The 23,186-nt window shown below is 70.8% G+C and carries 20 protein-coding genes, 1 tRNA gene and 3 pseudogenes; 13 read left to right on the forward strand and 11 right to left on the reverse strand.

Translation table 11 applies throughout. From position 1 onward, the window contains the following. Positions 1 to 61 precede the first annotated feature (61 nt). Positions 62 to 1,939: a Na+/H+ antiporter NhaA gene (nhaA, locus tag ACFY3J_RS20835; RefSeq protein WP_384176517.1), complete on the forward strand. Its 1,878-nt coding sequence runs from the start codon at positions 62 to 64 to the stop codon at positions 1,937 to 1,939. A gap of 469 nt (positions 1,940 to 2,408) precedes the next feature. Here the strand turns inward: nhaA and ACFY3J_RS20840 are convergent, their stop codons facing one another. The 3 genes from ACFY3J_RS20840 to ACFY3J_RS20850 form a co-directional block, all read right to left on the reverse strand. Next, positions 2,409 to 3,413: a Gfo/Idh/MocA family oxidoreductase gene (locus ACFY3J_RS20840; protein WP_384176518.1), complete on the reverse strand. Its 1,005-nt coding sequence runs from the start codon at positions 3,411 to 3,413 to the stop codon at positions 2,409 to 2,411. A gap of 73 nt (positions 3,414 to 3,486) precedes the next feature. Further along, positions 3,487 to 4,287 carry an SDR family oxidoreductase gene (locus ACFY3J_RS20845; RefSeq protein WP_384176520.1) on the reverse strand — a complete coding sequence of 267 codons (801 nt, stop codon included), beginning with the start codon at positions 4,285 to 4,287 and terminating at the stop codon, positions 3,487 to 3,489. Positions 4,288 to 4,295: 8 nt separating this feature from the next. Continuing rightward, the gene (locus ACFY3J_RS20850; RefSeq protein ID WP_384176522.1) at positions 4,296 to 5,462 is read right to left on the reverse strand and encodes a phytanoyl-CoA dioxygenase family protein; all 1,167 of its coding nucleotides are present in this window, start codon (positions 5,460 to 5,462) and stop codon (positions 4,296 to 4,298) included. Between the two features lie 243 nt (positions 5,463 to 5,705). Between ACFY3J_RS20850 and ACFY3J_RS20855 the strand changes: the two genes are divergently transcribed. Beyond that, positions 5,706 to 6,740 carry a LacI family DNA-binding transcriptional regulator gene (locus ACFY3J_RS20855; RefSeq protein WP_384176524.1) on the forward strand — a complete coding sequence of 345 codons (1,035 nt, stop codon included), beginning with the start codon at positions 5,706 to 5,708 and terminating at the stop codon, positions 6,738 to 6,740. Positions 6,741 to 6,755: 15 nt separating this feature from the next. Here ACFY3J_RS20855 and ACFY3J_RS20860 read toward each other — a convergent pair whose 3' ends face one another. Next, positions 6,756 to 7,100 carry a cupin domain-containing protein gene (locus tag ACFY3J_RS20860; protein WP_384176526.1) on the reverse strand — a complete coding sequence of 115 codons (345 nt, stop codon included), beginning with the start codon at positions 7,098 to 7,100 and terminating at the stop codon, positions 6,756 to 6,758. Between the two features lie 229 nt (positions 7,101 to 7,329). Here ACFY3J_RS20860 and ACFY3J_RS20865 point away from each other — a divergent pair, with 229 nt between their 5' ends. Both ACFY3J_RS20865 and ACFY3J_RS20870 read left to right on the forward strand, forming a co-directional pair. Then, positions 7,330 to 7,980 carry a GntR family transcriptional regulator gene (locus ACFY3J_RS20865; RefSeq protein WP_384176528.1) on the forward strand — a complete coding sequence of 217 codons (651 nt, stop codon included), beginning with the start codon at positions 7,330 to 7,332 and terminating at the stop codon, positions 7,978 to 7,980. A 148-nt stretch (positions 7,981 to 8,128) separates the two neighbouring features. Further along, positions 8,129 to 8,392, forward strand: a pseudogene (locus ACFY3J_RS20870) (PIG-L family deacetylase); the annotation flags it as partial. Here ACFY3J_RS20870 and ACFY3J_RS20875 read toward each other — a convergent pair. Both ACFY3J_RS20875 and ACFY3J_RS20880 read right to left on the reverse strand, forming a co-directional pair. After that, complete coding sequence (locus ACFY3J_RS20875) at positions 8,339 to 9,220, reverse strand: DUF2690 domain-containing protein (RefSeq protein WP_384176530.1); 882 nt, start codon at positions 9,218 to 9,220, stop codon at positions 8,339 to 8,341. The pseudogene ACFY3J_RS20870 and the gene ACFY3J_RS20875 overlap by 54 nt on opposite strands. A gap of 162 nt (positions 9,221 to 9,382) precedes the next feature. Continuing rightward, positions 9,383 to 9,820, reverse strand: coding sequence for an SH3 domain-containing protein (locus tag ACFY3J_RS20880; RefSeq protein WP_384176532.1), 438 nt, complete (start codon positions 9,818 to 9,820; stop codon positions 9,383 to 9,385). Between the two features lie 240 nt (positions 9,821 to 10,060). On the opposite strand from ACFY3J_RS20880, the gene ACFY3J_RS20885 reads away from it, so the two are divergent. From ACFY3J_RS20885 to ACFY3J_RS20910, 6 genes are all read left to right on the forward strand, one after another. Continuing rightward, positions 10,061 to 10,585, forward strand: a complete 525-nt coding sequence (locus ACFY3J_RS20885; RefSeq protein WP_384176534.1) for a MarR family winged helix-turn-helix transcriptional regulator — start codon at positions 10,061 to 10,063, stop codon at positions 10,583 to 10,585. A gap of 79 nt (positions 10,586 to 10,664) precedes the next feature. Continuing rightward, positions 10,665 to 11,027 (forward strand): ArsR/SmtB family transcription factor, encoded by a 363-nt coding sequence (locus ACFY3J_RS20890; protein ID WP_376406298.1) that lies wholly within the window; start codon positions 10,665 to 10,667, stop codon positions 11,025 to 11,027. Next, positions 11,024 to 11,659 carry an SRPBCC family protein gene (locus ACFY3J_RS20895; protein WP_384176536.1) on the forward strand — a complete coding sequence of 212 codons (636 nt, stop codon included), beginning with the start codon at positions 11,024 to 11,026 and terminating at the stop codon, positions 11,657 to 11,659. Before ACFY3J_RS20890 ends, ACFY3J_RS20895 begins: the two co-directional genes overlap by 4 nt. A gap of 75 nt (positions 11,660 to 11,734) precedes the next feature. After that, a tRNA-Pro gene (locus ACFY3J_RS20900) sits at positions 11,735 to 11,808 on the forward strand. A 283-nt stretch (positions 11,809 to 12,091) separates the two neighbouring features. Further along, positions 12,092 to 13,513: an APC family permease gene (locus ACFY3J_RS20905; RefSeq protein WP_390841443.1), complete on the forward strand. Its 1,422-nt coding sequence runs from the start codon at positions 12,092 to 12,094 to the stop codon at positions 13,511 to 13,513. 52 nt (positions 13,514 to 13,565) lie between these two features. Next, positions 13,566 to 14,588 carry an acetamidase/formamidase family protein gene (locus tag ACFY3J_RS20910; RefSeq protein WP_384176540.1) on the forward strand — a complete coding sequence of 341 codons (1,023 nt, stop codon included), beginning with the start codon at positions 13,566 to 13,568 and terminating at the stop codon, positions 14,586 to 14,588. Positions 14,589 to 14,609: 21 nt separating this feature from the next. Here the strand turns inward: ACFY3J_RS20910 and ACFY3J_RS20915 are convergent, their stop codons facing one another. Beyond that, the gene (locus ACFY3J_RS20915; RefSeq protein ID WP_384176542.1) at positions 14,610 to 15,089 is read right to left on the reverse strand and encodes a carboxymuconolactone decarboxylase family protein; all 480 of its coding nucleotides are present in this window, start codon (positions 15,087 to 15,089) and stop codon (positions 14,610 to 14,612) included. Positions 15,090 to 15,225: 136 nt separating this feature from the next. On the opposite strand from ACFY3J_RS20915, the gene ACFY3J_RS20920 reads away from it, so the two are divergent. Continuing rightward, complete coding sequence (locus ACFY3J_RS20920; RefSeq protein ID WP_384176544.1) at positions 15,226 to 16,215, forward strand: pirin family protein; 990 nt, start codon at positions 15,226 to 15,228, stop codon at positions 16,213 to 16,215. A 40-nt stretch (positions 16,216 to 16,255) separates the two neighbouring features. Then, on the forward strand, positions 16,256 to 16,594 hold the full coding sequence (locus tag ACFY3J_RS20925) for a GNAT family N-acetyltransferase (protein WP_384176546.1): 339 nt from the start codon (positions 16,256 to 16,258) through the stop codon (positions 16,592 to 16,594). 97 nt (positions 16,595 to 16,691) lie between these two features. Here the strand turns inward: ACFY3J_RS20925 and ACFY3J_RS20930 are convergent, their stop codons facing one another. The 4 genes and pseudogenes from ACFY3J_RS20930 to ACFY3J_RS20945 form a co-directional block, all read right to left on the reverse strand. After that, on the reverse strand, positions 16,692 to 17,957 hold the full coding sequence (locus ACFY3J_RS20930) for a family 16 glycoside hydrolase (protein WP_390841474.1): 1,266 nt from the start codon (positions 17,955 to 17,957) through the stop codon (positions 16,692 to 16,694). Positions 17,958 to 18,050: 93 nt separating this feature from the next. Beyond that, positions 18,051 to 19,784 (reverse strand): annotated as a pseudogene (locus tag ACFY3J_RS20935) (ThuA domain-containing protein); the annotation flags it as partial. A gap of 6 nt (positions 19,785 to 19,790) precedes the next feature. Next, positions 19,791 to 20,726, reverse strand: a pseudogene (locus ACFY3J_RS20940) (ThuA domain-containing protein); the annotation flags it as partial. Between the two features lie 284 nt (positions 20,727 to 21,010). After that, positions 21,011 to 21,994: a multicopper oxidase domain-containing protein gene (locus ACFY3J_RS20945; RefSeq protein WP_384176548.1), complete on the reverse strand. Its 984-nt coding sequence runs from the start codon at positions 21,992 to 21,994 to the stop codon at positions 21,011 to 21,013. 571 nt (positions 21,995 to 22,565) lie between these two features. Between ACFY3J_RS20945 and ACFY3J_RS20950 the strand changes: the two genes are divergently transcribed. Then, positions 22,566 to 23,186, forward strand: a 621-nt coding sequence (locus tag ACFY3J_RS20950) for an OmpL47-type beta-barrel domain-containing protein (RefSeq protein WP_390841444.1), incomplete at its 3' end; no start/stop codon positions are given.

Consider the following 23,186-nt stretch of genomic DNA (forward strand, 5'->3'; position numbering starts at 1 on the left):
GGCCCCTCCATGGACTGACGACGTGTCCCGTCCCCCGACCACACTTCCGGAACAGCCGCCCATGAGCGGGCGGACCGCCTGCGGCGCCGGCGCGCACGGCCCGCTGCGCACCTTCCTGCGCACCGAGACCGGCAGCGCCGCCGTGCTGCTCGCCGCCGCGGTCGCCGCGCTGGTGTGGGCCAACGTCCGGCCCGGCACCTACGAGTCGTTCTGGCGCACCCACGTGTCGTTCATGGTCGGCTCGACCGGGGTCTCCCTGGGACTGCGGGAGTGGATCAACAGCGGGCTGATGGCGCTGTTCTTCTTCGTCGTCGGCCTGGAAGCCCGCCGGGAGTTCGACATCGGCGAGCTGAGAGAGCGCAGGCGGCTCGCGCTCTCGGCGATCGCCGGGATCAGCGGCATGGCCGTACCCGTGGCGATCTACCTGGCCGTCAACGCGGGCCACGCCACCGCCCGGGGGTGGGGCGCGGCCATGTCCACCGACACGGCGTTCGCGCTCGGCATCCTCGCCGTCTTCGGCTCCCGGCTGCCGGGCGGCCTGCGCGTCTTCCTGCTCGGCGTCACGGTCGCCGACGACTTCCTCGCTCTCGCCGTCATCGCCTTCGCCTACAGCGGGACCCTCTACGTGCCCGCCCTGCTCACCGCGTTCGGCGTCCTCGCCGTGCTGATCGCGCTGCGCGTGGCCGGCGTACGGATCTCCGTCGTGTACGCGCTCGTCGCCCTGGTCCTGTGGGGCGCGCTGCTGCGCTCCGGCGTCGACCCGGTGGTCAGCGGACTGGTCATGGGCCTGCTCACCTACGCCCACCCGGCCCGGCGGCACGCCCTGGAACGCGCCAGCCGGCTCTTCCGGCGCTTCCGCGAGCAGCCCACACCCGAGCTGGAACGCACCCTGCGCCGGGGCCTGGCCACCGCGCTGTCGCCCAACGAGCGGCTTCAGCGCATGCTCCACCCCTGGACCAGCTATCTCATCGTGCCGCTGTTCGCGCTGGCCAACGCCGGTCTCCCGCTCGGCGCGGCCCGGCTCGCGGACGCCTTCACCTCACCCGTCACCGTCGGCATCCTGCTCGGCTACGTCGTCGGCAAGCCGATCGGCATCGTCGGCTCCACCTGGCTCGCCGTGCGGCTGAGCCGCGGCCGGCTGCGCCCGCCGATCGGCTGGGGCGCCATCACCGCGGGCGGCGGCCTGGCCGGGGTGGGCTTCACCGTGTCCCTGCTGATCGCCACCCTCGCCTTTCGCGGAACCCGGCTGGAGGAGGCGAAGATCGGCATCCTGGCGACCGTCCTGTGCTCCTTCGCCGTCACCTGGCTGGTGACCGGGGTCCTCGCTTTGCTGCCCCAGCGTCGTCGGGCCCGCGCGCTGCTGGGCCGGGGCCGGGTCATCGTCGACCTCGGCGAGCCCGTCGACCCCGAGCGCGACCACGTCCGCGGGCCGCTCGACGCCCCGGTGACCCTGGTCGAGTACGGCGACTACGAGTGCCCGTACTGCGGACTCGCCGAGCCGGTCGTGCGGGAGCTGCTCGCCGACTTCGGCGACGACGTGCGCTACGTCTGGCGGCACCTGCCGCTGACCGACGTCCACCCGAACGCGCAGCTCGCCGCCGAGGCCGCGGAGGGCGCCGCCCGCCAGGGCCGCTTCTGGGATCTGCACGACGTCCTGATCAGCCACCAGGGCGACCTGAGCCCCAAGGACCTCCTGCGCCACGCCGAGCAGATCGGCCTCGACGTGGACCGCTTCCGCCGGGACCTGCGGGAACGGGCGGGCGCGCAGCGCGTGGCCGACGACGTGGAGTCGGCCGACCTCAGCGCCGTCTCCGGCACCCCGACCTTCTTCGTCAACGGCCGCCGCCACCACGGCGCCTACGACATCGCCACCCTCTCGACAACGGTCCGCACAGCCCGCGAACGCGCCGCACTCGCGGGGGCGGGCCCGCAGCCCTGACGACAAGGGCCGCAACGGTCCGCATGGCCGGCCATGGGGACCCGCCGGATCGGCCGCGTGGCCCGCCAGCCCGTCAGCCCGGCCGTACAGTCCGCGTGGGCCCGCCGGGGCATGCGGGTTGGCAGAGGCGGCTGCTTGGGTCGGATGGCCGGGCAGGTGGATTGCCGGACCGGGCCACGGGGACTCGCCGGGCTGATCACGTGGACCGCACAGGGCCGCACGGCCGGTCATGCGAGCCGCGTGCCGGTCGCGTGGCCCGCCAGCCCGTCAGGGTGGTTACGTGACCCGGAGGGGCATGCGGGTTCGCAGGGGAGGTCGAGCGGATGGACGCGTGGATTGCCGGAGCGGGCCACGGGGACCCGCCGGGCCAGCGGGCTGGTTGTGTGGCCCGTGGCGTGGGGCTTGCAGGCCCGCCGGGTCGGTCGGGGCCGGACCGGCGGACCCGCGCAGCCGGTCTTGCGTCGGTGGGTCAGGCGGTTCGTACCTCGTCGATGCGTACCGGGCGGTGTTCGTGGAGGGACAGGGTGCAGGCCTCGGCGATCCAGCCGGCCTCCAGCGCGTCCGCGACTGTGCACGGAGAGGGCAGTCGGCCGGCCACGACCTCGGTGAACGCGGTGAGTTCGGCGCGGTAGGCGGCGGTGAAGCGGTCCATGAAGAAGTCGTGCGGGGTGCCGTCGGGGAAGGTCACCCCGGGTTCGACGGAGCGCAGCGGCAGTTTGTCGTCCAGGCCGACGGCGATCGAGTCCTCGAAGCCGTGCAGCTCCATGCGGACGTCGTAACCGCGGGCGTTGTGGCGGCTGTTGGAGACCACCGCGATCGTTCCGTCGTCCAGGGTGAGTACCGCCCCTGTGGTGTCGGCGTCGCCCGCCTCCCTGATGTAGTCGGCGCCCCGGTTGCCGCCGACGGCGTACACCTCGGTCACCTCCCGCCCGGTCACCCAGCGGATGATGTCGAAGTCGTGCACCGAGCAGTCCCGGAAGATCCCGCCGGAGGCGGCGATGTACGCGGCCGGCGGCGGCGCCGGGTCGAGCGTGGTGGACCGCACGGTGTGCAGCCTGCCCAGCTCGCCCGCCCGCACGGCGGCCCGGGCGGCGGCGAAACCGGCGTCGAAGCGGCGGTTGTAGCCGATCTGCACGGGTACACCGCTGCCCTGGACCGCCTTGAGGACCTCGACGCCCTCCGTCATGGTGCGGGCCACCGGCTTCTCGCAGAAGACGGGGACACCGGCGTCGACGGCGGCGAGGATCAGCGCCGGGTGGGCGTCGGTCGCGGCGGCCACGACGACGCCGTCCACCCCGGCGGCCAGTACCGCCTCGGCCGAGTCGGCCACCTCCGCCCCGAACCGCTCGGCGGCGGCCTTGGCGGCGTCCGTGAACGGGTCGGCGAGGACGAGCGACTCGACCGTGTCGAGTCCGGAGAGGGTTTCGGCGTGGAAGGCGCCGATCCGGCCGAGGCCGAGGATTCCGATACGCATGGGGGCTGATGCTCCTTGGGTGCGTGGGTCGTGCGTGGGTGGTGCGTGGTCGCGCGAGTGGTGCGGCAGTACGTCAGTCCAGTCCGCCGAGCACGTTCTGGTCCCAGTCGATCACGGATCCGGTGACCACCCCGGACCGCTCGGACAGCAGCAGGACCACGAAGTCGGCGATCTCGTCGGGCCGGCCGAGCCTGCCCATCGGCAGCCGCTCTCCGGCCCGCTCCCGCCAGTCGTCACCGGCGCCGTGGAAGGCACGCTGGGTGGCGTCCTCGCCCTCGGTCGCGGTCCAGCCGATGTTCAGGCCGTTGATCCGCACCCGGTCGAAGCGGTGGGCGTGCGCGGCGTTGCGGGTGAGCCCGGCCAGGCCGGCCTTGGCGGCGACGTAAGGCGCCAGGAACGGCTGCCCGCCGTGCGCCGAGGACGTGATGATGTTGACGACCGTGCCCGGCGCCCCGCGGGCCACCATGTCGGCCACCGCCGCCTGCATCGCGAAGAACGGCCCCTTGAGGTTGACCGCGATGTGCGCGTCGAACAGCTCGGGCGTGGTGTCGAGGAGCGTGCCGCGCGAGGTCAGCCCCGCGGAGTTCACCAGGCAGTCGATCCGTCCGTACGCGGAGACCACCCGCGCCACCGATCCCTTGGCCTGCTCCGCGTCGGCCAGGTCGGCCCGGACGAACATGGCCTTGCCCCCGGCGGCCGTCAGCTCCGCCACCAGGTCCTCGCCCGGCTCGGTCCGCCTCCCGGTCACGGCGACCACGGCGCCCTCACGGACGGCGGCCCGCGCGATCGCGGCCCCCACTCCCTGGCTGCCGCCGTTGACGAGGACGACCTTGCCGTGCAGCAGACCGTTCGTGGATCCGTCGAGAAGTCCCATGACTCTCCTCAGCTCTCGCGTCGCTCGGCAGCGGCCCGCAGCTCCGCGCGGAGCGCGTCAGGTGTCCACTCCTCGCGCACCGCCCGCCGTACGAGGTCCGCCTGCGAGGGCGGGGCCAGACCGTCCACCGGCGGATCGCTGTCGAGGTTGGTGGGGAACGGGTAGCCCTCGGCGCTCGCGGCGACGACGCGGTCCAGCCATGCGGCGTCGGCACCCTCCGCCTTGCGCTTGAGCAGCACCGGGAAGACGGCGCCTGCGACGGCCTCGCGGTCCACGGTCTCCATCGCCCGCCCGAAGGCGGAGGAGACCTGGAGCAGGTTGGCCATGCGCCGGATGTCCGCCGACCGGTTCGTCCCGGCGGCGTGGAAGAGCGCCGGGTTGAAGAAGACGGCGTCCCCCTTGGTCAGCGGCAGTTGCACGTGGTGGTCCTCGAAGTAGGCCTGGAACGCGGGCAGTCGCCAGGCGAGGTAACCCGGCTCGTACCGCTGCGAGTACGGCAGGTACATCGTCGGACCGGACTCCACGGGCATGTCGCAGTGCGCGACAGCGCCCTGGAGGGTCAGCACGGGGGAGAGCCGGTGGACGTGCGCCGGGTAGGCGGCGGCGACCTCGTTGGCCAGGAACCCCAGGTGGTAGTCGCGGTGCACCGTCTGGGCCGCGCCGCCCGGGTTGACCACGTTGATCTGCGAGGTGACCTGGTAGCCGGGGCCCAGCCAGGCCTCGCCGACCAGTGCCAGGACGTCGTTCGCGTAGTAGTCGGCGAACGTCTCCGGGTCGTGCAGCGCCGCCTTCTCCAGGGCGTTCCACACCCGGTCGTTGGCGCCCGGCTTCGCGAAGTGGTCCCCGGCGCCAGCGCCCGAGGCACGTTGCCCGGCGATCAGGGCGCGGAAGACGGCGGTGGCCCGGTCGACCACCGCGGTGTCGGGGAAGGCGCCCCGGAACACCACGATGCCGGGGCCCTCGTCCAGGGCGTGGACCAGTTCGGCCCGCAGGGCGTTGTGCTCCCCGGCCCCGTGCAGCCGTTCGGCGTCGTAGACGAGGACGTTGTGCTCCACCGACGAGGCGTGCGGGTAGTCGGCGGCATCGGTCGCTCGGTCGACGAGCGCGCGGAAGGAGTCGAGGTCGCAGTCCTGCTCGGACAGCCGGACGCGGCGGTGTACGGGGGTGGAGGACATCGTCGTCCTTTCGGTCGTCGGGCGACGCGGCCAGGGGAACGGTCGTCGGGCGGGCTCGGTGACGGGGACGGTCATGGGCGGACTCGGGGACGGTGACGGGCGGACTCGGTCACGGGGACGGTCGCCGGCGGACCCGGCCACGAGGGCCGTCGCGTCCTGCCATTCTTGTCAGTACAAACACCTCGAACAACCAGCAGCGAGCCATCAAAAACCCCTCAGGGAACCTCCCAAGGAGCCTGCCGCATGGGCCACCCCTTCCCGATCCGCGAGATAGCACGTCAGGCAGGGCTGAGCGAGGCCACCGTCGACCGGGTGCTCAACGGTCGCGGCGGGGTGCGGGAGAGCACCGCGCGGGAGGTGCACCGGGCCATCGCCGACCTCGACCGTCAGCGCACCCAGGTCCGGCTGGTGGGCCGTACCTTCATGGTCGACATCGTGATGCAGGCGCCCGAGCGGTTCAGCACCGCCGTACGGGCCGCCCTGGAGGCCGAACTGCCGTCCCTGCACCCGGCCGTGGTGCGCTCCCGCTTCCACTTCCGCGAGACCGGTCCGGCGCGCGAGCAGATCGCCGTACTCGACCGGATCGCGCGGCGCGGCTCGCAGGGCGTGATCCTCAAGGCCCCCGACGTCCCCGAGGTCAGCGCGGCGGTCGGCCGGCTGGTGGCGGCCGGCATCCCGGTCGTCACCCTGGTCACCGACCTGCCCGCCAGCGCCCGGCTCGGCTACGTCGGCAGCGACAACCGGGCGGCGGGCGCGACGGCCGCGTACCTGATGGGCCAGTGGCTGGGCGACCGGCCCGGCAACGTGCTCACCAGCCTCAGCAGCGGCTTCTTCCGCAACGAGGAGGAACGCGAGATGGGCTTCCGCGGCGCCATGCGCGCCCGACACCCCCGGCGGGCGCTGGTGGAGATCGCCGAGGGGCAGGGGCTGGACGCCACGCAGTACGACCTCGTGCGGGCCGCCCTGGAGCGCGACCCGGAGATCCGCGCGGTCTACTCGATCGGCGGTGGCAACATCGCCACCCTGCGGGCCTTCGCGGACCTCGGCCGCGAGTGCGCGGTGTTCATCGCGCACGACCTCGACCAGGACAACACCCGCCTGCTGCGCGAGCACCGCCTGTCAGCGGTGCTCCACCACGACCTGCGGCAGGACATGCGGGAGGCCTGCCACCTGGTGATGCGGGCCCACGGCGCCCTGCCGCCCGCGGGACCGACGCTTCCGTCGGCGATCCAGGTGGTCACCCCGTACAACATGCCGCCGCACCCGGTGGCCGGCTGAACCCCGCGACCTGCCTCACAGGTTGATCGCGTACGCCTTGCGCAGCGTCTCGTGCACCGTCCACGTCGTGCGGTCGCCCTCGCGCAGCACCGCCATGTCGCCGGGGCCGACGTGCAGGGTCGCCCCGCCCTCGACCTCGATGGTCGCCGAGCCGCTGATCACCACGAACAACTCGTCCGCCTCGGTGTCGGTGACCACCCCGGGGGTGATCTGCCAGATCCCGCGGATCTGCCGGCCGTCGGCCGACTCCCAGACCACCTTGCCGGTCACCTCGGGCGTCCCGGAGACGATCTGCTCCGGTTCGAGCGGCTCGGGCACGAGGTCGGCGTCGGGAACGTGCAGAACGAAACTGTGCGTCATGCCGTGACCCTAGCCGGGGCGGACGGCACGGGAACGTTGACAGAGTGTGGGGGATCGGCCCCGGCCCACGGACACTTCGTCGCTTCCGGCGGGAAGCCCGGCACGTGCGAGCGGGCCCATGCGGGCAGGCGCACGCGGGCAGGCATGTGCGGGCAATATGACCGACAAAATTGTTGACAATCTTGTCGCTAGATTTAGGTTCGACACGCACTCACTCAAGGAGGGCACGATGCCGAACCAAGCCGGTCCGAGCAGCGGGGAGCAGGCCAAGCGGCATGCGCTCACGCGGCTGCGGCAGGCGATCCTGCACGGCGAGATGGCACCGGCTCAGCGGCTGGTGGAGAACGAACTCGCCGAGCAGTTCGGTGTGACACGGGCCAGCATCCGCGCGGCGCTGATCGATCTGGAGGCTCAGGGCCTGGTCGAGCGGATCCGCAACCGGGGCTCGCGGGTACGGGTGGTGACCGTGGAGGAAGCGGTCGCCATCACCGAGTGCCGCATGGTCCTCGAAGGGCTGTGCGCGGCCAAGGCGGCCGCCGCGGCGAGCGACGAGCAGCTGGCCGAACTCGTGGACCTCGGCACGGCGATGGAGAGGGCCGTGAAGGAGGGCGAGCCGGTCACCTACTCCGACCTCAACCACGAACTGCACGGCCGGATCCGGGAGTTCTCCGGCCAGCGCACGGCCGTGGAACTGCTGGAACGGCTCAACGCCCAACTGGTGCGCCACCGCTATCAGCTGGCGCTGCGGCCGGGACGTCCACAGCAGTCCCTGAGCGAGCACCTGGCCATGATCGAGGCGATCGGGGCCAGGGACCCGCAGGCGGCCGAGGCGGCCGTCCGCGCCCACCTCACCAGCGTGATCGACGCGTTGCGCGACTGACGCGTCGCCCGGCAGGGAGGTCGCGCGACGCGTGCGTCGCGCGTACGGCGGCGAGTCGTGGGCGCACACCTGTCCACCAAGGCACGGAGTATGAGCAACGACGCATCCAGGCGCGCCCTCCCCCCAGCCCTCGACTTCGCCCGACCAGGGGCGGCCCCGGTCCCGTCCGCGATCGACACTCGTCGTCACCGCGCACGCCGGGGACTTCGTGTGGCGCGCGGGCGGAGCGATCGCCCTGGCCGCCGCGCGCGGTGAGAAGGTCACCATCGCGTGCCTGACCTTCGGCGAGCGCGGCGAGTCGGCCAAGGCCTGGCGTGAGGGGAGGAACCTGGAAGAGACGCGTCCCACCCGGGGGGTGTCACGGGTGGTCCGGCGCGTCGGGGCCCAGACCGGTGCAGGCCAGCTTCCCCTCGACCTCGGCGCAGGCCTCCACACCCCGTGGGGAGGAGACGCTGAGCATGGGGCTCGTGTCGCCGCTGGTGTCGTTGGCGGCGTAGGTGGCCGACAGGACGTTCCCGCCCATCCGTACGGAGATCTCCCGGGCGACCGCGCCCCGTACCCGCACCTGGGACCAGGCGGTACGGCAGGAGGGCGAGTACCGCAGCTGCACGGTGTACGTCGCGCCCGCCACGGAGCTCTGGGTGCGCGCGTCCCCGGCGCAGACCGAGGCATCGGGCAACTCGCCCTGACAGGAGGCGTCGTGACAGCGTGGCGACGCCACTACCACCCGGGCGCCGGGTGGCCTGTCGGGGGAGGGCGTGAGGAGGACCGCGGCCACCGCGGTGGCCGCGGCGGGCAGGGCGAGAGCCGTCAGCAGCGGCAGGCGTCCCAGCCGCGCCCTGGGCGGGTTCGCCGGCTCGGACGGGCACTCGGACTCGGGACGGGGGATGGGCCCGGGATCGGGATCAGGCCCGGGCTCGGAATCAGGCCCGGGCTCGGAATCAGGCCCGGGCTCGGGATCAGGCTCGGGATCGGGCTCGGCGGCCACGGAAGGGGACTCGCCGGCGGCGTCCCACAGTGCCAGCGCCGGGACCGGATCGGCGCCCGCGAGCCGGGCGAGCGCCTCCACGGCCGACCGGGGAGGGTGCTTGGCCCCGGTCAGATAGCGGTGCCAGGCGGACTTGCTGTACGGAGTGCGCGCGGCCAGGGCCGCCAGGCTCAGACCCGTACGGTCCCGCAGCTCGCGCAGGGCTGTCGTCAACTGCCCGGGTGACGCTGCCGTTCCTTGGGGTTGCCGCATGCTGCTGCTCCCGACTCCACTCCCGCTTTGGGCGTTTCGCCCCGGTTGTCGGGATGGATTCCCGGGCTGAGGGCACCCACACACCTCGAGCCGACGGCCCGTCCGGGAGCGCGCTGCTCCTGGACGGGCCCGCCGGTCACCGCACAGGTGCGTGACGGCGTGTCAGCACCACGGCAGGGTGCTCCGGACCCGTACGTAGTGCGCGGAGACGTAACCCCGTGCGTGCGCGAGGCGGTACCACTGCCGCGTGCCGCCCACCCAGGACCCGTGCGTCCGGCACCTCAGTGCCACCAGGCGGTGTGCGTGCCGGACGCCGACCACCCGGTACCGGGTGCTGGGGCCGGAGCGGACGTTCAGCGCCCGGCGGTGCGTGACCACGCGTCCGAGGGAGTGGGTCGAACGGTGGTGCGTCGCCCACCGGTTGACGTGACGCGCCTGCTGGGCGGGCTCGGGCAGCATCGAGGGAAGCAGGTGCGGGGCGACCGCCGACACGGCCGGGCGCGAGCCGGGGTCGGCCGGCGCGGCGTCGGCCGCCGTGGGCACGAGCGCGAGCGCCGCGACCGTGGCCAGCACGCCGCTGGTGAGGGTCCGTCGGATCATGGAAACCTCCGGGCTGTCGTTCCTGCGATCACGCGTCGTGATCGCATGCCGCCCAGCGTTTCCGCGCCACGCCTCCGTGATGCCGTCCCCGCGTCCCCGGGGACGTCCCAGCCGTCCCCGGGGACGCGGCCCGAGGGTGTGAGCGGCCGGGGAAACGGCTCCGCGCACGCATCGCCGTACCGCGTTCCGGGTTCGCAGCAAATTGCTTGAGTAAGGCAATGATATGGTAAAGTTGTCGGTATGGTCACTCCATCGTCGCCCACCGGACCCGTCTCGCCCGAAGTGGCCGAGATCGAGCGCGCCCTGATGCGCATCACCTACCTGGGGACACGGGCCCGGCAGCACGAGAGGCTGATGAGTCTGGCCGGGGTGCCGCTGGATCGGGCGGCGGTCGCCCTGCTGCGCCAGATCGCCGACTGCGAGCCGCAGCGGCCGGGGGAGCTGGCCAACCGCCTGGGTGTGGAGGCCTCCCATGTCACGCGCACGGTGCAGCAGTTGGAGCGGTCCGGCCATGTGATCCGGATTCCCGACCCCGACGACCGCCGTGCCCAGCGCATCCAGCTCACCGACCTCGGCAGGGACGCCATCTCCCGCATCCGTGAGGTCGGGGCCCGCGGTATGCAGCTCGCCCTGGCCGACTGGTCCCCGGAGGACCTGCGCCGCCTCGCGGCGCTCTTCCACCGTATGGTCGACGACTTCCTCGTCTACGCCAAGGACGTCGAGAGTGAACACGAGGCCGCCGAGACGGCCCGGCGCACCCGCTGAGGGTGTGCCGGGCCCAGGTTCGCGCCGGATGGCGTATCAGTGGTGACTTATATAAGTGGTGGGTGATACGTTGGCGGCCATGCACGCGTTCGACGTCCTCGGCGACCCCGTCCGGCGGCGGATACTGGAACTGCTCGCCGACGGCGAGAAGACCTCCGGCGCCGTCTGCGAGGCCGTCACGGCGGAGTTCGGGATCTCGCAGCCCGCGGTGTCGCAGCATCTGAAGGTGCTGCGGGAGAACGGTTTCGCGACCGTCCGTCCCGAGGGCGCCCGGCGGCTGTACGCGGTGAACTCCGCACCGCTCAAGGACGTCGACGCCTGGCTCGACCGGTTCCGCGGCTTCTGGGCCCAGCCCCTGGACGCGCTGGCCACCGAGCTGGCCCGCGGCAGGCGCGAACGCCGGCTGCGCGGTGCCGACGACCCTCCGAGGAGCACCCCATGATCGACGTGACCCATCAGATCAACGCCGTGGACCGCCAGGTCGGCCGCCGCGTCTTCAAGGCGGCCGAGGCCCGTGTGGTCACCGTGAGTCAGTCCTACGACGCCCCGCTCGACGACGTCTGGGACGCCTGCACCAACCCCGAACGCATCCCGCGCTGGTTCCTCCCCGTCACCGGTGAACTCCGCCTGGGCGGCCACTACCAACTCGAGGGCAACGCCGGCGGCACGATCGAACGCTGCGACCCGCCCAAGGGCTTCGCCGCGACCTGGGAGTACGGCGGCGAGACCAGTTGGATCGAGCTGCGCCTGACCGCGCGGGACGGCGGCGGCACGCGCTTCGAGCTGGACCACCTCTTCCACATCGACGACACCAAGTGGGGCGAGTTCGGTCCCGGCGCGGTCGGGGTCGGCTGGGACATGATGCTCATCGGCCTGACCCGCCATCTGTCGAGCGGCGCTCCGGTCGACTCCCGCGAGGCCATGGCCTGGGTGGGCTCCGAGGAGGGCCGCCGATTCGTCGCCGCGAGCAGCGAGCGGTGGTACGCGGCCAACGTCGCGAGCGGTGAGGACCCGGCACGCGCACGCGAGGCCGCCGACCGCACCACCGCCGCCTACACGGGCGCCGAGGGATAGCCGGAAATCGGCCGCACCCGCCCGCGTAAGGTAAGGTTCACCTGCGCGTTCGGGCGGATCCCCGCACGAACGCACCGGGACGTGGCGCAGCTTGGTAGCGCACTTGACTGGGGGTCAAGGGGTCGCAGGTTCAAATCCTGTCGTCCCGACTTTGCGAAGTCGCCGGTCTGGGGCCTTTTCAGAGGACATCTGAAAAGGCCCCTCGGTCATTCTCGGGGACCACGTGGCGACCAGCGCACTTGACCGGGCCGGGCGCGGGCCTGTGCGGGACCATCACCTGGGGCGCTCTTCGGAGCGCCCTCGCCCATGAGCGGCGGCCACGCGTCCGGAGCGCGACCGATCGGCCCGTCTGCACCGTGACGCTTCCGTCCGGAACCGACTGGCCCTACGCTCTCCCCCGCAGTTCCGGCACCCAGCAGTGAGGAGAACGCGATGGCCGAACATCCGCCTCCCGACTCGCTCCAGAACTACGGCTACCGGCAAGAACTCCACCGCTCCCTGACCTTCCGCGACCTGCTGGTCTACGGGCTGGTCTTCATGGTGCCCATCGCGCCCTTCGGGATCTTCGGCAGCGTCTTCCAGGGCTCCGGCGGCATGGTGGCCCTGACCTACGCGATCGGCATGGTGGCGATGATGTTCACCGCGCTGTCGTACGCGCAGATGGCCCGGGCGTTCCCCATGTCCGGCTCGGTCTACGCGTACGCCGGACGGGGCATCGCGGCTCCCGTCGGGTTCCTCTCCGGCTGGATGATCCTTCTCGACTACGTGCTCGTGCCCGGACTGCTCTACCTGATCGCCGGGATCGCCATGAACTCGCTGGTCCCGGCCGTCCCGGTGTGGCTTTGGCTGCTGGGCTTCGTGGTGCTCAACACCGCGGTCAACTACGCGGGCATCCAGATGACCGCGCGGGTCAACAAGGTGATGCTGCTGGCCGAACTCGTCGTGCTGGCGGTCTTCGTGGTGGTCGGCGTGATCGCGCTCGCCCAGGGCAAGGGGCGCGGTTTCGACTTCACCGCGGTCTACAACGGCGGGACCTTCTCCTGGGGGCTGGTCTTCGGCGCCGTCTCCATCGCCGTGCTGAGCTTCCTCGGGTTCGACGGCATCTCGATGCTGGCCGAGGAGAACAAGGAATCCGCCCACGCCATCGGTCGTTCCATGGTGGCGGCGCTGCTGCTGGCCGGCGCCCTGTTCATCGTCCAGACCTGGCTGGCCTCCCTGCTGGTGCCCGACCCGGACAAGCTCATCGACCGGGGCGATCCCGACGGCACCGCCTTCTACGACGCGGCCCGCGTGGCCTCCGGCGAGTGGCTGGCCACCCTGACCGCCGCGGCCACCGCCGTGGCCTGGGGCTTCGCCAACTCGCTGGTGGCCCAGGCCGCCACCTCCCGCCTGCTCTACGCGATGGCACGGGACCGGCAACTGCCCTCCTTCCTGGCCAGGGTTCACCCACGGCACCGGGTTCCGGTCAACGCGACCCTGCTCACGGCCGCCGTCTCGCTGGTGCTGGGCCTCTACATGAATTCCCGCGACGACGGCGTCACTCTGCTGAGCACTCTGATCAACTTCGGCGCGCTGACGACCTTCCTGGTCCTGCACGTGTCCGTGGTCGTCCACTACCTGATCCGCCGGCGCAGCCGCGACTACTGGCGGCATCTGATCGCGCCCGCCATCGGCTTCGCCATCCTGGCCTACGTCGTGTTCAACGCCGACATCGCCGCGCAGCGACTGGGGTTCGTCTGGCTGGGCGTCGGTGCGGCGGTACTGGCCGGGCTGCTGCTGACCGGCCGCCGACCGCGCCTGGCCGTCATGGAGACCACGGACGAGCCGGCGGCGACACCGCCGCGCGACGGATAGGCGCCGCTCGCCCACGCCGCATCCCGTATTCCCCCGCAGGCAAGGAGTCGCATTGAACACGCTCGCCCAGGTGATCAGCATCCCCACGGACCCGGACCGGTACGCCTACTCCTTCGGCGGCGGGTCGCCCGTCGTGACGGTGCCGCCCGGCAGCGTCGTGGAGCTGACCACGGAGGACTGCTTCGGCGGCCGGGTACGCGCGACGGCCGACCTGCCCAGCCAGGTGTGCGCCTTCCCCTACCTGAACCCGGTCACCGGTCCCATCGCCGTCGCCGGCGCCGAACCCGGCGACGCGCTGGCGGTGCACTTCGTGGACATCTCCCCGGCCCGTGACTGGGGCGTGTCCAGCACCTTCCCGCACTTCGGCGCGCTGACCGCCACCCATGCCACCGCCATGCTGCATCCGGCGCTGGAGGAGCGGGTCTGGCTCTACGCCATCGACGCCAAGGCCGGCACCTGCCGGTTCGAGGCCCGCCGAAGCGACTTCGCGGTGGACCTGCCGCTGGATCCGATGCACGGCACGGTCGGCGTCGCCCCCGCCGCGGGCGAACGGCTGATGTCCATCTCGCCGGGTGTGCACGGCGGCAACATGGACACCCCCGAACTGCGCGCCGGAACCACCGTGTACTTCGGCGTCAACATCGAGGGCGCGATGCTCGCCATCGGGGACGGCCACGCCCGGCAGGGTGAGGGCGAGGTGTGCGGGACCGCGGTGGAGACCGCCATGAACACGGTCGTGGCGGTGGATCTCGTCAAGGGCGGCGCGCCCGCGGTGCCGCGGCTGGAGAACGACGACTTCCTGCTGAGCACGGGCCACGCGCGCCCACTGGAGGACGCCTTCCGGATCAGCCAGCACGATCTGGTGCAGTGGACGGCGGACCTGCTGGGACTCGACCAGCTGGACGCCTATCAGCTGGTCAGCCAGGCCGGTCTTGCGCCGGCCGCGAACGTCTGCGACACCCAGTACACGATGGTCGCCAAGCTGCCCAAGCGGATCCTCGGCGGCGCCCGCGCCTACACCGGGGTCCACGACCGGTTGCGGGCGCTGGGCGCGGAATACCTGCGGCAGCGCTGAGCCGCCCCGGCCAGGGGCCGTCTACTGCGGCCGCACCGGATGCTTGCTCATGATCGAGACCCGGTTGAACGCGTTGATGGTGACCGCAGCCCAGATCACGGCGGAGATCTGGTCGTCGGTGAGCACCTCGCGGGCCGTGTCGTACGCGGCCTCCTGAAGGGTCGCGTCACCGGGGTCGGTGGTCGCCTCCGCGAGCGCGAGCGCCGCGCGCTCGTCGGGGGTGAACAGTTCGGTGTCCCGCCAGGCCGCCAGCACCCCGATCCGCTGGGTGGTCTCGCCCGCCCGCACGGCCGCCCTGGTGTGTAGGTTGAGGCAGTAGGCGCAGCCGTTGATCTGCGACACGCGCAGGTTGACCAGTTCCACGAGCGTCCGGTCGAGCCCCGCCTCGGCGGTGACCGTACGGACCGCTTCCGCGGTCTGGACGAGCGCGCGGTAGGCGGTGGGGCTCTGCTTGTCGATGAAGATCCGCCGGTCCGCGGACTCCGTCGTGTGGGTGCTCAACCTGGGACTCCTCCGGGGCCTGTGCGGCTCCCTTGTCGTGTGGTGTGTCATGTCGTGTGCACCTGCCGGTGTCGCCGACCTATTATCGCGGCATGATAGTTGAATGTAAAACGATTCTTGAGGGAGGCGGTCCACGGTGAGCAACGCCGAGACGAAACCCATGGAAGTGCGGTGCGGCGGGCCGGCGGACGGCGAGCGGCCGACCGAGGCGGCCCGGATCGACGTCCTGACCGCGCGTGACGTGCCCCTCGGCGGCCCCCGGGCGATGACCGTGCGGCGGACCCTGCCGCAGCGTGCCCGGACCCTGATCGGCGCCTGGTGCTTCGCCGATCACTACGGCCCCGACGACGTCTCGGTGACGGGCGGCATGGACGTCGCCCCGCATCCGCACACCGGGCTCCAGACGGTGAGCTGGCTGTTCAGCGGGGAGATCGAGCACCGGGACAGCCTGGGCAGCCACGCCTACGTACGGCCCGGCGAGCTGAACCTCATGACCGGCGGGTACGGCATCTGCCACTCGGAGGTCTCCACCTCGCGGACCACCGTCCTGCACGGCGTCCAGCTGTGGGTGGCGCTGCCGGAGGAGCACCGCGACGCCGCACGGGACTTCCAGCACTACGCACCCGAGACCGCGCGGATCGACGGGGCCGAGATCAGGGTCTTCCTGGGCTCCCTCGCCGGCCACGCCTCCCCGGTGCGGACCTTCACACCCCTGCTCGGCGCCGAGATCGTCCTCCAGCCGCGCGCTGCCGTCACGCTCGCCGTGGACCCCGGCTTCGAGCACGGCCTCCTGGTCGACCAGGGAGAGGTACGCCTGGCCGGCACCCTGGTGGCTCCCGCGGAGATGGGCTACGCCCATCCGGGCGTCGACGCGCTGACGCTGACGAACGAGTCGGACGACATCGCACGGACGGTCCTGCTGGGCGGAACCCCGTTCGAGGAGGAGATCGTCATGTGGTGGAACTTCATCGGGCGCAGCCACGAGGACATCGCCAAGGCCCGGGACGAATGGCAGAACTCCTCCGATCGCTTCGGCGTGGTCGAGGGGTACCCGGGAGACCGGCTTCCCGCCCCCGCGCTGCCGAACGCCGTCATCACGCCGCGCAGGAATCCACCGCGCCACTGATCCGTTCGACGTGTCACCGACCCCATCCGAGAGGCACCCGATGAGCCAGCCTTCCAGCGCTCCGACCGTCCGGCGGGCAGACGCCGAGCACCGCTACGAAATCCTGGTCGACGGCAAGCGCGCCGGACTGACCGCCTACCGCGACCGCGCTGAGCAGCGCGTCTTCTACCACACCGAGATCGACGACGCCTTCGCCGGACAGGGCCTGGCCTCCCAACTGGTCCAGGAGGCGCTCACCGACGTACGCGAGTCCGGAAAGCGGATCGTGCCCGTCTGCCCGTACGTGGCCAAGTTCCTGAAGCGGCACGAGGAGTTCGCCGACATCACCGACCCCGTGACCCCCGACGTCCTGCAGTGGCTGGACACCCAGCTGGGCTGACCGCTCGCACGCTTCGAACCGGCCGACGCAGAGGCGGGACAAAAGAAGAGCCGGGCCCGGGGCGGCAGCCCCGAGCCCGGCACCTACTGCTGTCCGGCTACAGGCTTCGTACCCGGATGTTGCGGAACTCGATCAGGTCGTTGTTGCCGTGGTTCTGCAACCCCACGTACCCGCTGAGGAACTGACGCAGGTCCGTGGGCGGGTCACCCGCACGGGACGACGACTTGCCGGGCGTGTTGTCGAACTCGTTGATCACCACGCCGTTGCGGATGATCGTGTAGTGCTGCCCGACAACGCGGACCTCGTAGTCGTTCCACTGGCCCTTCGGGGTCACCCCCGCCTTGTCCAGGCCCACCGGCTTGAAGTTGTACACCGAACCGGTCTTCTGGACCTCGCCCGTGGCCCCGTCGTAGATCTGGATCTCCTGACCGCAGTAGATCGCGACCCACTCGGGTGCGGTGCGGGCCGAGCCGACCGTCCCGCAACTGCCGGCCGGGCGGTCGGCCAGCGGCGTCCTCGGGTCCGGGAACCGGGTGAAGACCCCGCTGTTGGCACTGCCGGTGCCCGGGGCGATGTCCCGGAACTGGAGCCTGACCGAGAAGTCCCCGAGCTCCTGCTTGGCGTACCACAGCATGCCCATGCCGCCGGAGCTGCGCATGGTGCCGTCGGGCAGGAGTGAGAAGTTCCCGGCGCCGGCCTGCCGCCAGTCGGCCAGGCTTGCCGCGGTTCCGTCGAACATGGGCTTGTACCCGGCGACCTTGCCGATCTCGCTCTGCGCCGCCGCCTTGCTGATCGCCGACGACTCGCGGTTGTCGAGGACGCCCGCCTTGCGGAGGTCGTTGACCACGGAGTTGACGTGACTGACGAACTCGCCGTGGTTCGACCAGGAGGCCTCGTCGTCGATCAGGTCGTTGACGGTGCAGCCGCCTCCGGCCTTGTGGTTGGTCACGCCCGTGTCGGTGTCGAGCAGCTTGACGGTCGCCCGGGCGTCGGGAGCCGGGCAGCCGGCCTTGGCGTCGAACGTCGCGGTGGCCTTCTCGCCGTCGGCGTAGGTGACCGTCAGCTTCGCGTGGTACGTGCCGTAGTCGGCGTACGCGTGCGTGGGGTTGGCCTCGTGCGAGGGCTTGCTGCCATCGCCGAAGTCCCACTCCCAGGCCACACCGCCGGTCTTGGCGCTGGAGAACGCCACCGTCTTCGGCTTGCTCTGGGTGATGACCCGCGCCCCCGCGTCCTGCGGCTTCGGGGTGGCCGGGCCGCCCTGGTAGGAGATGCGGATGAGCTTCTGGTTGTTGTGCAGGCTGAAGAAGCCGCCCGCGTAGTCGAGCATGTACAGGGCACCGTCGGGACCGAACTTGGCGTCCATCCAGCTCTGCAGCTGGGTGGCGCCGCTGCCCGGCGCGATGATGCTGCGCAGGTCCTCACCGAAGGCCGGCGCGCCCTGGTCCTTGATGTGGTCGGGGTCGAGGGTCACCGCGACCCGGTTGTTGCCGTTGGACTCGTCACCGATGAACCACTTGTCCTCCCAGTACGCCGGCCAGGCGACACCGCTCTTGGTGTCCACCTGGGAGCGGTGGTAGGTCGGACCGGACATGATGGCCTGGCCGCCGCCCTTGAAGTAAGGCTGGGTGTAGGTGGCCTCGCTGTCGACGTAGCTGGGGACGCCGCTGCCGTCGGAGCGCTCGGGGAAGACCGGTCCGCCGCCCTGGGGCGAGTACCAGATCATGTTGTCGCGGGCCGGCGGGATGTCCACCAGGCCGGTGTTGCGCGGCGACTCGTTCTTGAGGTTGTTGCAGTCGTACCAGCCGGTGAGGACGCTGGCGTCGGTGTTGCTGCGGTCACGGTAGGGCTGCCGGTTGCCCATGCAGTACGGCCAGCCCTGGTTGCCCGCGGAGGTGATGACCGTGGCCGTCTCGTACTTGGCCGGGCCCAGCTCCGGGTTGGAGGCTCCCGCGTCCGGACCGACCCAGCCGGCGTTCAGCCAGTTGTGCACCGGGTCGACGGAGAGCCGCGCGATGTTGCGGACACCCATCACGTAGATCTCCGGGCGGGTCTTGGCCGTACCCGGCGCGAAGAGGTTGCCCTTGGGGATGGTGTAGGTGCCGTCGGCCTCGGGGTGGATACGGATGATCTTGCCGTTGAGGTCGTTGGTGTTGCCGGAGGTGCGGCGGGCGTCCTGGAAGGAGACACCCTTGTAGTCCTGGGTCCAGTTGTTCCCGGAGTAGCCGCTGGAGCCGCCGGAGGAGTTGCTGTCACCGGAGCCGATGTAGAGGTTGCCGTCCTTGTCGAAGGACATGCCGCCACCGGCGTGGCAGCAGCTGTGGATCTGGGTGTCCCAGTGCAGCAGGTCCTTGCGGGTGCCCTGGTCGATGGACTCGGACGCGAAGTCGTAGGTCAGTCGGGAGACCGTCCGCTGGCCGATCCGCTTGTCGCGGTCGATCGACTCGTGCGGCATCCAGTAGATGTAGATCCACCCGTTCTTCTCGAACTTCGGGTCGAGGGTGATGCCGACCAGGCCCTCCTCGTTCTTGACCAGCTCGTCACCGCTGCCCCGGTTGCCCATCACGTCGAGCGTGGTGAGCAGCTTGACCTTCTGGGTCTTGGGGTCCCACTGGTGGATGGTGCCGCAGCCGAGACCGACCTTGGGGTCGTTCCAGGAGCTGATCGGGCCCGACGGGCAGGCGGCCTTGCCGATGTAGAAGGCCTTGCCGTCGGGGGCCATGGTGAGACCGTGCGGCTCACCGATCTGGTCGAGCTTCCCCGCCTGGTTCTGGGCCGTCAGCCGCTCGGTCTTGTAGTTGGAGGCGATGGTCGCCTGGCAGTCGCCGCGCACCATGCCGGTGGTCCACTGGATGGCGCCGAGGAGGTGGCTCTGGAACTTCGTGTCGGTGGTGTAGCTCTCCTCGGTACGGCCCATGCCGGTGTAGAAGGACCGGCCGCCGTCGTAGTCACGGCACCACGAGATCGGGTGGAACGCGCCGTTGGCGCCCGCTCCCGGCTTGTACTTCCACTCCTCGACCTGGGCGATGGTGTGGACCTTGCCGATCGGGTTCGGGTCCCAGTTGATCCACTGGTCGGAGCGGGTCCAGTTGAGCGGCAGGCCCTTGTTGGCCGGGTGCTGACGGTCCGTCACGTCAACAACGGCCTCCTGGACCTTGGAGGCCTGCGGAGGCGTCGGGTTGGCGTTGAACAGCCGCAGCTCGGCCAGCTGGGTCAGCGGCTCACCGCTGTTCGCGGTGATCTCCAGCCGGTAGTGCTGGTAGGCCTGGGTGTTGGAGAACTGGAACTGCCTGGTCTGGAACCGCGACGGGAAGGTCTCGCCGCTCCGGGTGTCCAGGGTCGTCCAGTTCTGGCCGTCCTGGGAACCCTGGAGCTTCCAGTCCCTCGGGTCCCGCCCCTGGAAGTCGTTGGCGGAGGTCAGCGCGTAGTTGACCACCGCTACCGGCTTGTCCAGCTTCATGGTGACCCAGGCGGTCGGCGTACGGGCCAGCCACTTGGTGTCGTCCTTGCCGTCGAACAGCTTGTCCTTGGTCTCGCTCGGCGGGTTGTCCGAGTTGACCGCGCTTTCGACGACCTTCTCGGCGTCGGGCAGGCCCAGGGCGGGTCGGGTGCCGATCAGCCCGGTGAACCAGGAGGAGTCGGACTGCGCCCGGGCTGCGTCGTGGACGCCGACGAAGCCGCCGCCGTTCTTGATGTACGACTGGAACGCGGATTCCTGGTCGGCGTTGAGGGTCACGCCGTCGGCCGACAGGAACACCACCCCTCGGTACTTGGCGAGGCTGGCGGTGGTGAACACACCCGCGTCATCGGACTCGACGACCTTGAACCCGTTCTTCTCGCCGAGGGTCTCGATCGCCGCCGTGGCCTTCTTCACGGGGTCGTCCTGCTTGGCGGCCGGCCCGTGGAATACCAGGACGTTCACCTGGCTCCCGGCGCCGGCGCCCGGGGTGGTCTCAGCCGGCGGCTGCGCGTTCGCCTCCACGGCCGGCAGCGTGGCAAGTCCCACGGTCAGCGCGGCGCTGGACAGCAGGACGACGGCGCGGCGCCAGGACCACGCGTGACCAGAGGCCCGCGCGGGACTAGACGGCGGCGCTCCGCTTCGTCGTGAGAGGGCGAACCTGTCTCTCTTGCCCATGCTTGCTCCTTGACTCGATCCGACAACGGAAGAGTGATCAGGGGGTGGAGCGAGGGCTGCCGCGGACGCCCCGCCCGGCTTGCGCCGGGTGAGGCGGATTTCGGCGGGCGGTCACGAGGCCCGGGAAGGACGGTGCCGGAGGGACGAGGACAGGTTCGCCTCAAGTCCTTGCGGGTGAGGACCGGCCGGCGGCAGTCGTACACGCCCGTCGGACCGTCAGGTGGTACGACGGGCGTGGTTTGGGGGGCGGAGCCAGGAGAGGCCCCGCCGCTGCCGTCCAGGGCCTAATGGTGGGGCATGCCGCCGGGGACCGAGCCGTCGGCCTCGGTCACGAGGAAGACACCGGCCATGCCCATGTCCGAGTGACTCTGGACGTGGCAGTGGTACATCCAGGCACCCGCGCCGACATGGTCACCCGCGATCACCTGGAACCCGAAGGAGTCCGCCGGGCCGACCGTCTTGGTGTCGATGACCCGGCTCACGTCCTGCGGACCCTGGAGGATTCCGGTGCGGTTGTCCACCCAGCGGTGGCCGTGGATGTGGAAGGTGTGGAAGAAGTCCCCGTGGGTGATCACGATGAACTCCACCCGCTCACCACGGACGGCCTTGAAGGTGGGCGCGTTGTGGGCGCCCTTGTTGTTGATCATCATGTCGTTGAACACGACCGTGAACTGCTTGTCGGGCAGCACGTCGCCCTTGCGGCGCACGATCACAGGGCCGTACAGGCCCTTCTTGATGCCGCCCGTGCCGTGCTCGGTGCCCACGTTGTGGTCGTGGTAGTGCCAGTAGCCGGCGCTGCCGGCGTCCCACGTTCCGTCGTGGTTCGGACCCGGGGCATGGGTGCGCCAGACGTAGGTCCGCCGGCCGCCCGGCTCGACGACACTGTCGTTCATCTTGGTGCCGTCGCTGGCGACGTCGTAGTCCACGCCGTGCACGTGCAGACTCGCGGCGACGTCCAGGTTGTTGACGACCTCGATGTGCATCGTGTCGCCCTCGGTCAGCTCGATGAGCGGGCCGGGGATCGTCGCCTCGCCCGGCTTCAGGCCGTAGCCCATCTCCCCGTTCGGCAGCTTCTCCATGTACAGGGTCAGGTTGCGGACGGTGCCCTTGTTGTTTCCTTTACCGTTTCCTTCCGCCGGCTTGTCCTTCGGGGCGGCGGCGGTTGCGGTGATGCCGAGCACCGTGGGTACGACCGCCGCGGCGGCCGCCCCGGTGGCGAAGGCCCGCCGAGAGAAGCGGCGTCTCGTACCTGCGCCTGAGTCGGTCATCGTTCTCCAATCCTCGAAACGCGTGCGGGCCCGAAGGCTTCGCGTGGTGGTGATGTGAACCGCTGCCGACGGCAGCCGTCCCGTCAGGGCGGTGGGCGATGGTGCGCGGGGCGTTCGGGCCCGTGGGGCAGGCGGGGCGGTCGTCGGATCGGACTCCGGTGGCAGCCGTCCGGCTGGGCTCGATGTGCCGGATACGGCGGGAATCGGGACGGCTGGGCGAACGGGATTCGCCTCGGGACCGCCTCACCGTAGCGGGCGCCCCTCCAGTTTTTCCAGACTCAGGTCAAAGTTGGTTGGATTGTGGCCATAGACCTTGGCGAGTAGTCAAAAGCCCGGTAGCTTCCCAACGTTGCCGCACTTTGAGAGAGGTTGGGTCCGGGAGACCACCCCCTCGACGCGCTCATCCTGGCGGCTGGTCATCCACTAGACGGGACCGCGAGTCCCTGCGCGGTGCCGCACAAGCGAATTCGCGAAAGGTGCAGCGGTGTTCAGAAGACTGCTCCATGCCAAGACGGATCCGCCCCTCTCAAGATCGGCGCCACGCAACCGATTCCGTGCACATCCGGTGCTGGTGGCGCTGGTGACCGTTGCCCTCGCGGCCTTCTCGCTGGCCGTGCCGGCCGCGTACGCGGCGGCGAGCCGCGGGTCCGAGAAGGCGGCGGCCCAGGTGCTCACCTGGACGGCCGGCGACGACTACACGAAGTACACGTCGGCACCCAAGACCGCGGTGGCCGGACCGGCGACGATCGTGTTCGAGAACAGCGCGGCGACCGGCAACACCACGGGAATGCCGCACACGTTGACGTTCGACGTCTCGAGCTCCGACTACAACAACGACGTCAGCCTCAACATCTTCGCGAGCCCCTTCGATTCCAACGGGGGCAAGTACACGGCCGAGGTCAACCTCAAGCCCGGCGTGTACCGCTACTTCTGCGCGATGCCGGGCCACCAGTCGATGACGGGCGAGCTCGTCGTCACCCCCGCAGCCGGCGGCGACACCACCGCGCCGGAGACGTCGGCGACGGTGTCGGGTACGAAGGACGCTTCCGGTAACTATGTCGGTAGTGCGACGGTTACGGTGTCCGCCTCTGACGCCGAGTCGGGTGTGGCGAAGGTCGAGTATTCGCTGGACGGTGCGGCCTATGCGGCGTATTCGGCGCCGGTTCAGGTGAGTGCGGTGGGTGCGCATACG

The sequence above is a fragment of the Streptomyces sp. NPDC001231 genome (assembly GCF_042896885.1).
Taxonomy (GTDB): Bacteria; Actinomycetota; Actinomycetes; order Streptomycetales; family Streptomycetaceae; genus Streptomyces.

Excerpts from the sequence above, each read along its gene's own strand:
- nhaA (WP_384176517.1), top strand. The coding sequence starts at position 62 with ATGAGCGGGCGGACCGCCTGCGGCGCCGGCGCGCACGGCCCGCTGCGC.
- ACFY3J_RS20840 (WP_384176518.1), bottom strand. The coding sequence starts at position 3,413 with ATGCGTATCGGAATCCTCGGCCTCGGCCGGATCGGCGCCTTCCACGCC.
- ACFY3J_RS20845 (WP_384176520.1), bottom strand. The coding sequence starts at position 4,287 with ATGGGACTTCTCGACGGATCCACGAACGGTCTGCTGCACGGCAAGGTC.
- ACFY3J_RS20850 (WP_384176522.1), bottom strand. The coding sequence starts at position 5,462 with ATGTCCTCCACCCCCGTACACCGCCGCGTCCGGCTGTCCGAGCAGGAC.
- ACFY3J_RS20855 (WP_384176524.1), top strand. The coding sequence starts at position 5,706 with ATGGGCCACCCCTTCCCGATCCGCGAGATAGCACGTCAGGCAGGGCTG.
- ACFY3J_RS20860 (WP_384176526.1), bottom strand. The coding sequence starts at position 7,100 with ATGACGCACAGTTTCGTTCTGCACGTTCCCGACGCCGACCTCGTGCCC.
- ACFY3J_RS20865 (WP_384176528.1), top strand. The coding sequence starts at position 7,330 with ATGCCGAACCAAGCCGGTCCGAGCAGCGGGGAGCAGGCCAAGCGGCAT.
- ACFY3J_RS20875 (WP_384176530.1), bottom strand. The coding sequence starts at position 9,220 with ATGCGGCAACCCCAAGGAACGGCAGCGTCACCCGGGCAGTTGACGACA.
- ACFY3J_RS20880 (WP_384176532.1), bottom strand. The coding sequence starts at position 9,820 with ATGATCCGACGGACCCTCACCAGCGGCGTGCTGGCCACGGTCGCGGCG.
- ACFY3J_RS20885 (WP_384176534.1), top strand. The coding sequence starts at position 10,061 with ATGGTCACTCCATCGTCGCCCACCGGACCCGTCTCGCCCGAAGTGGCC.
- ACFY3J_RS20890 (WP_376406298.1), top strand. The coding sequence starts at position 10,665 with ATGCACGCGTTCGACGTCCTCGGCGACCCCGTCCGGCGGCGGATACTG.
- ACFY3J_RS20895 (WP_384176536.1), top strand. The coding sequence starts at position 11,024 with ATGATCGACGTGACCCATCAGATCAACGCCGTGGACCGCCAGGTCGGC.
- ACFY3J_RS20905 (WP_390841443.1), top strand. The coding sequence starts at position 12,092 with ATGGCCGAACATCCGCCTCCCGACTCGCTCCAGAACTACGGCTACCGG.
- ACFY3J_RS20925 (WP_384176546.1), top strand. The coding sequence starts at position 16,256 with ATGAGCCAGCCTTCCAGCGCTCCGACCGTCCGGCGGGCAGACGCCGAG.
- ACFY3J_RS20930 (WP_390841474.1), bottom strand. The coding sequence starts at position 17,957 with ATGGACGCCAAGTTCGGTCCCGACGGTGCCCTGTACATGCTCGACTAC.
- ACFY3J_RS20945 (WP_384176548.1), bottom strand. The coding sequence starts at position 21,994 with ATGACCGACTCAGGCGCAGGTACGAGACGCCGCTTCTCTCGGCGGGCC.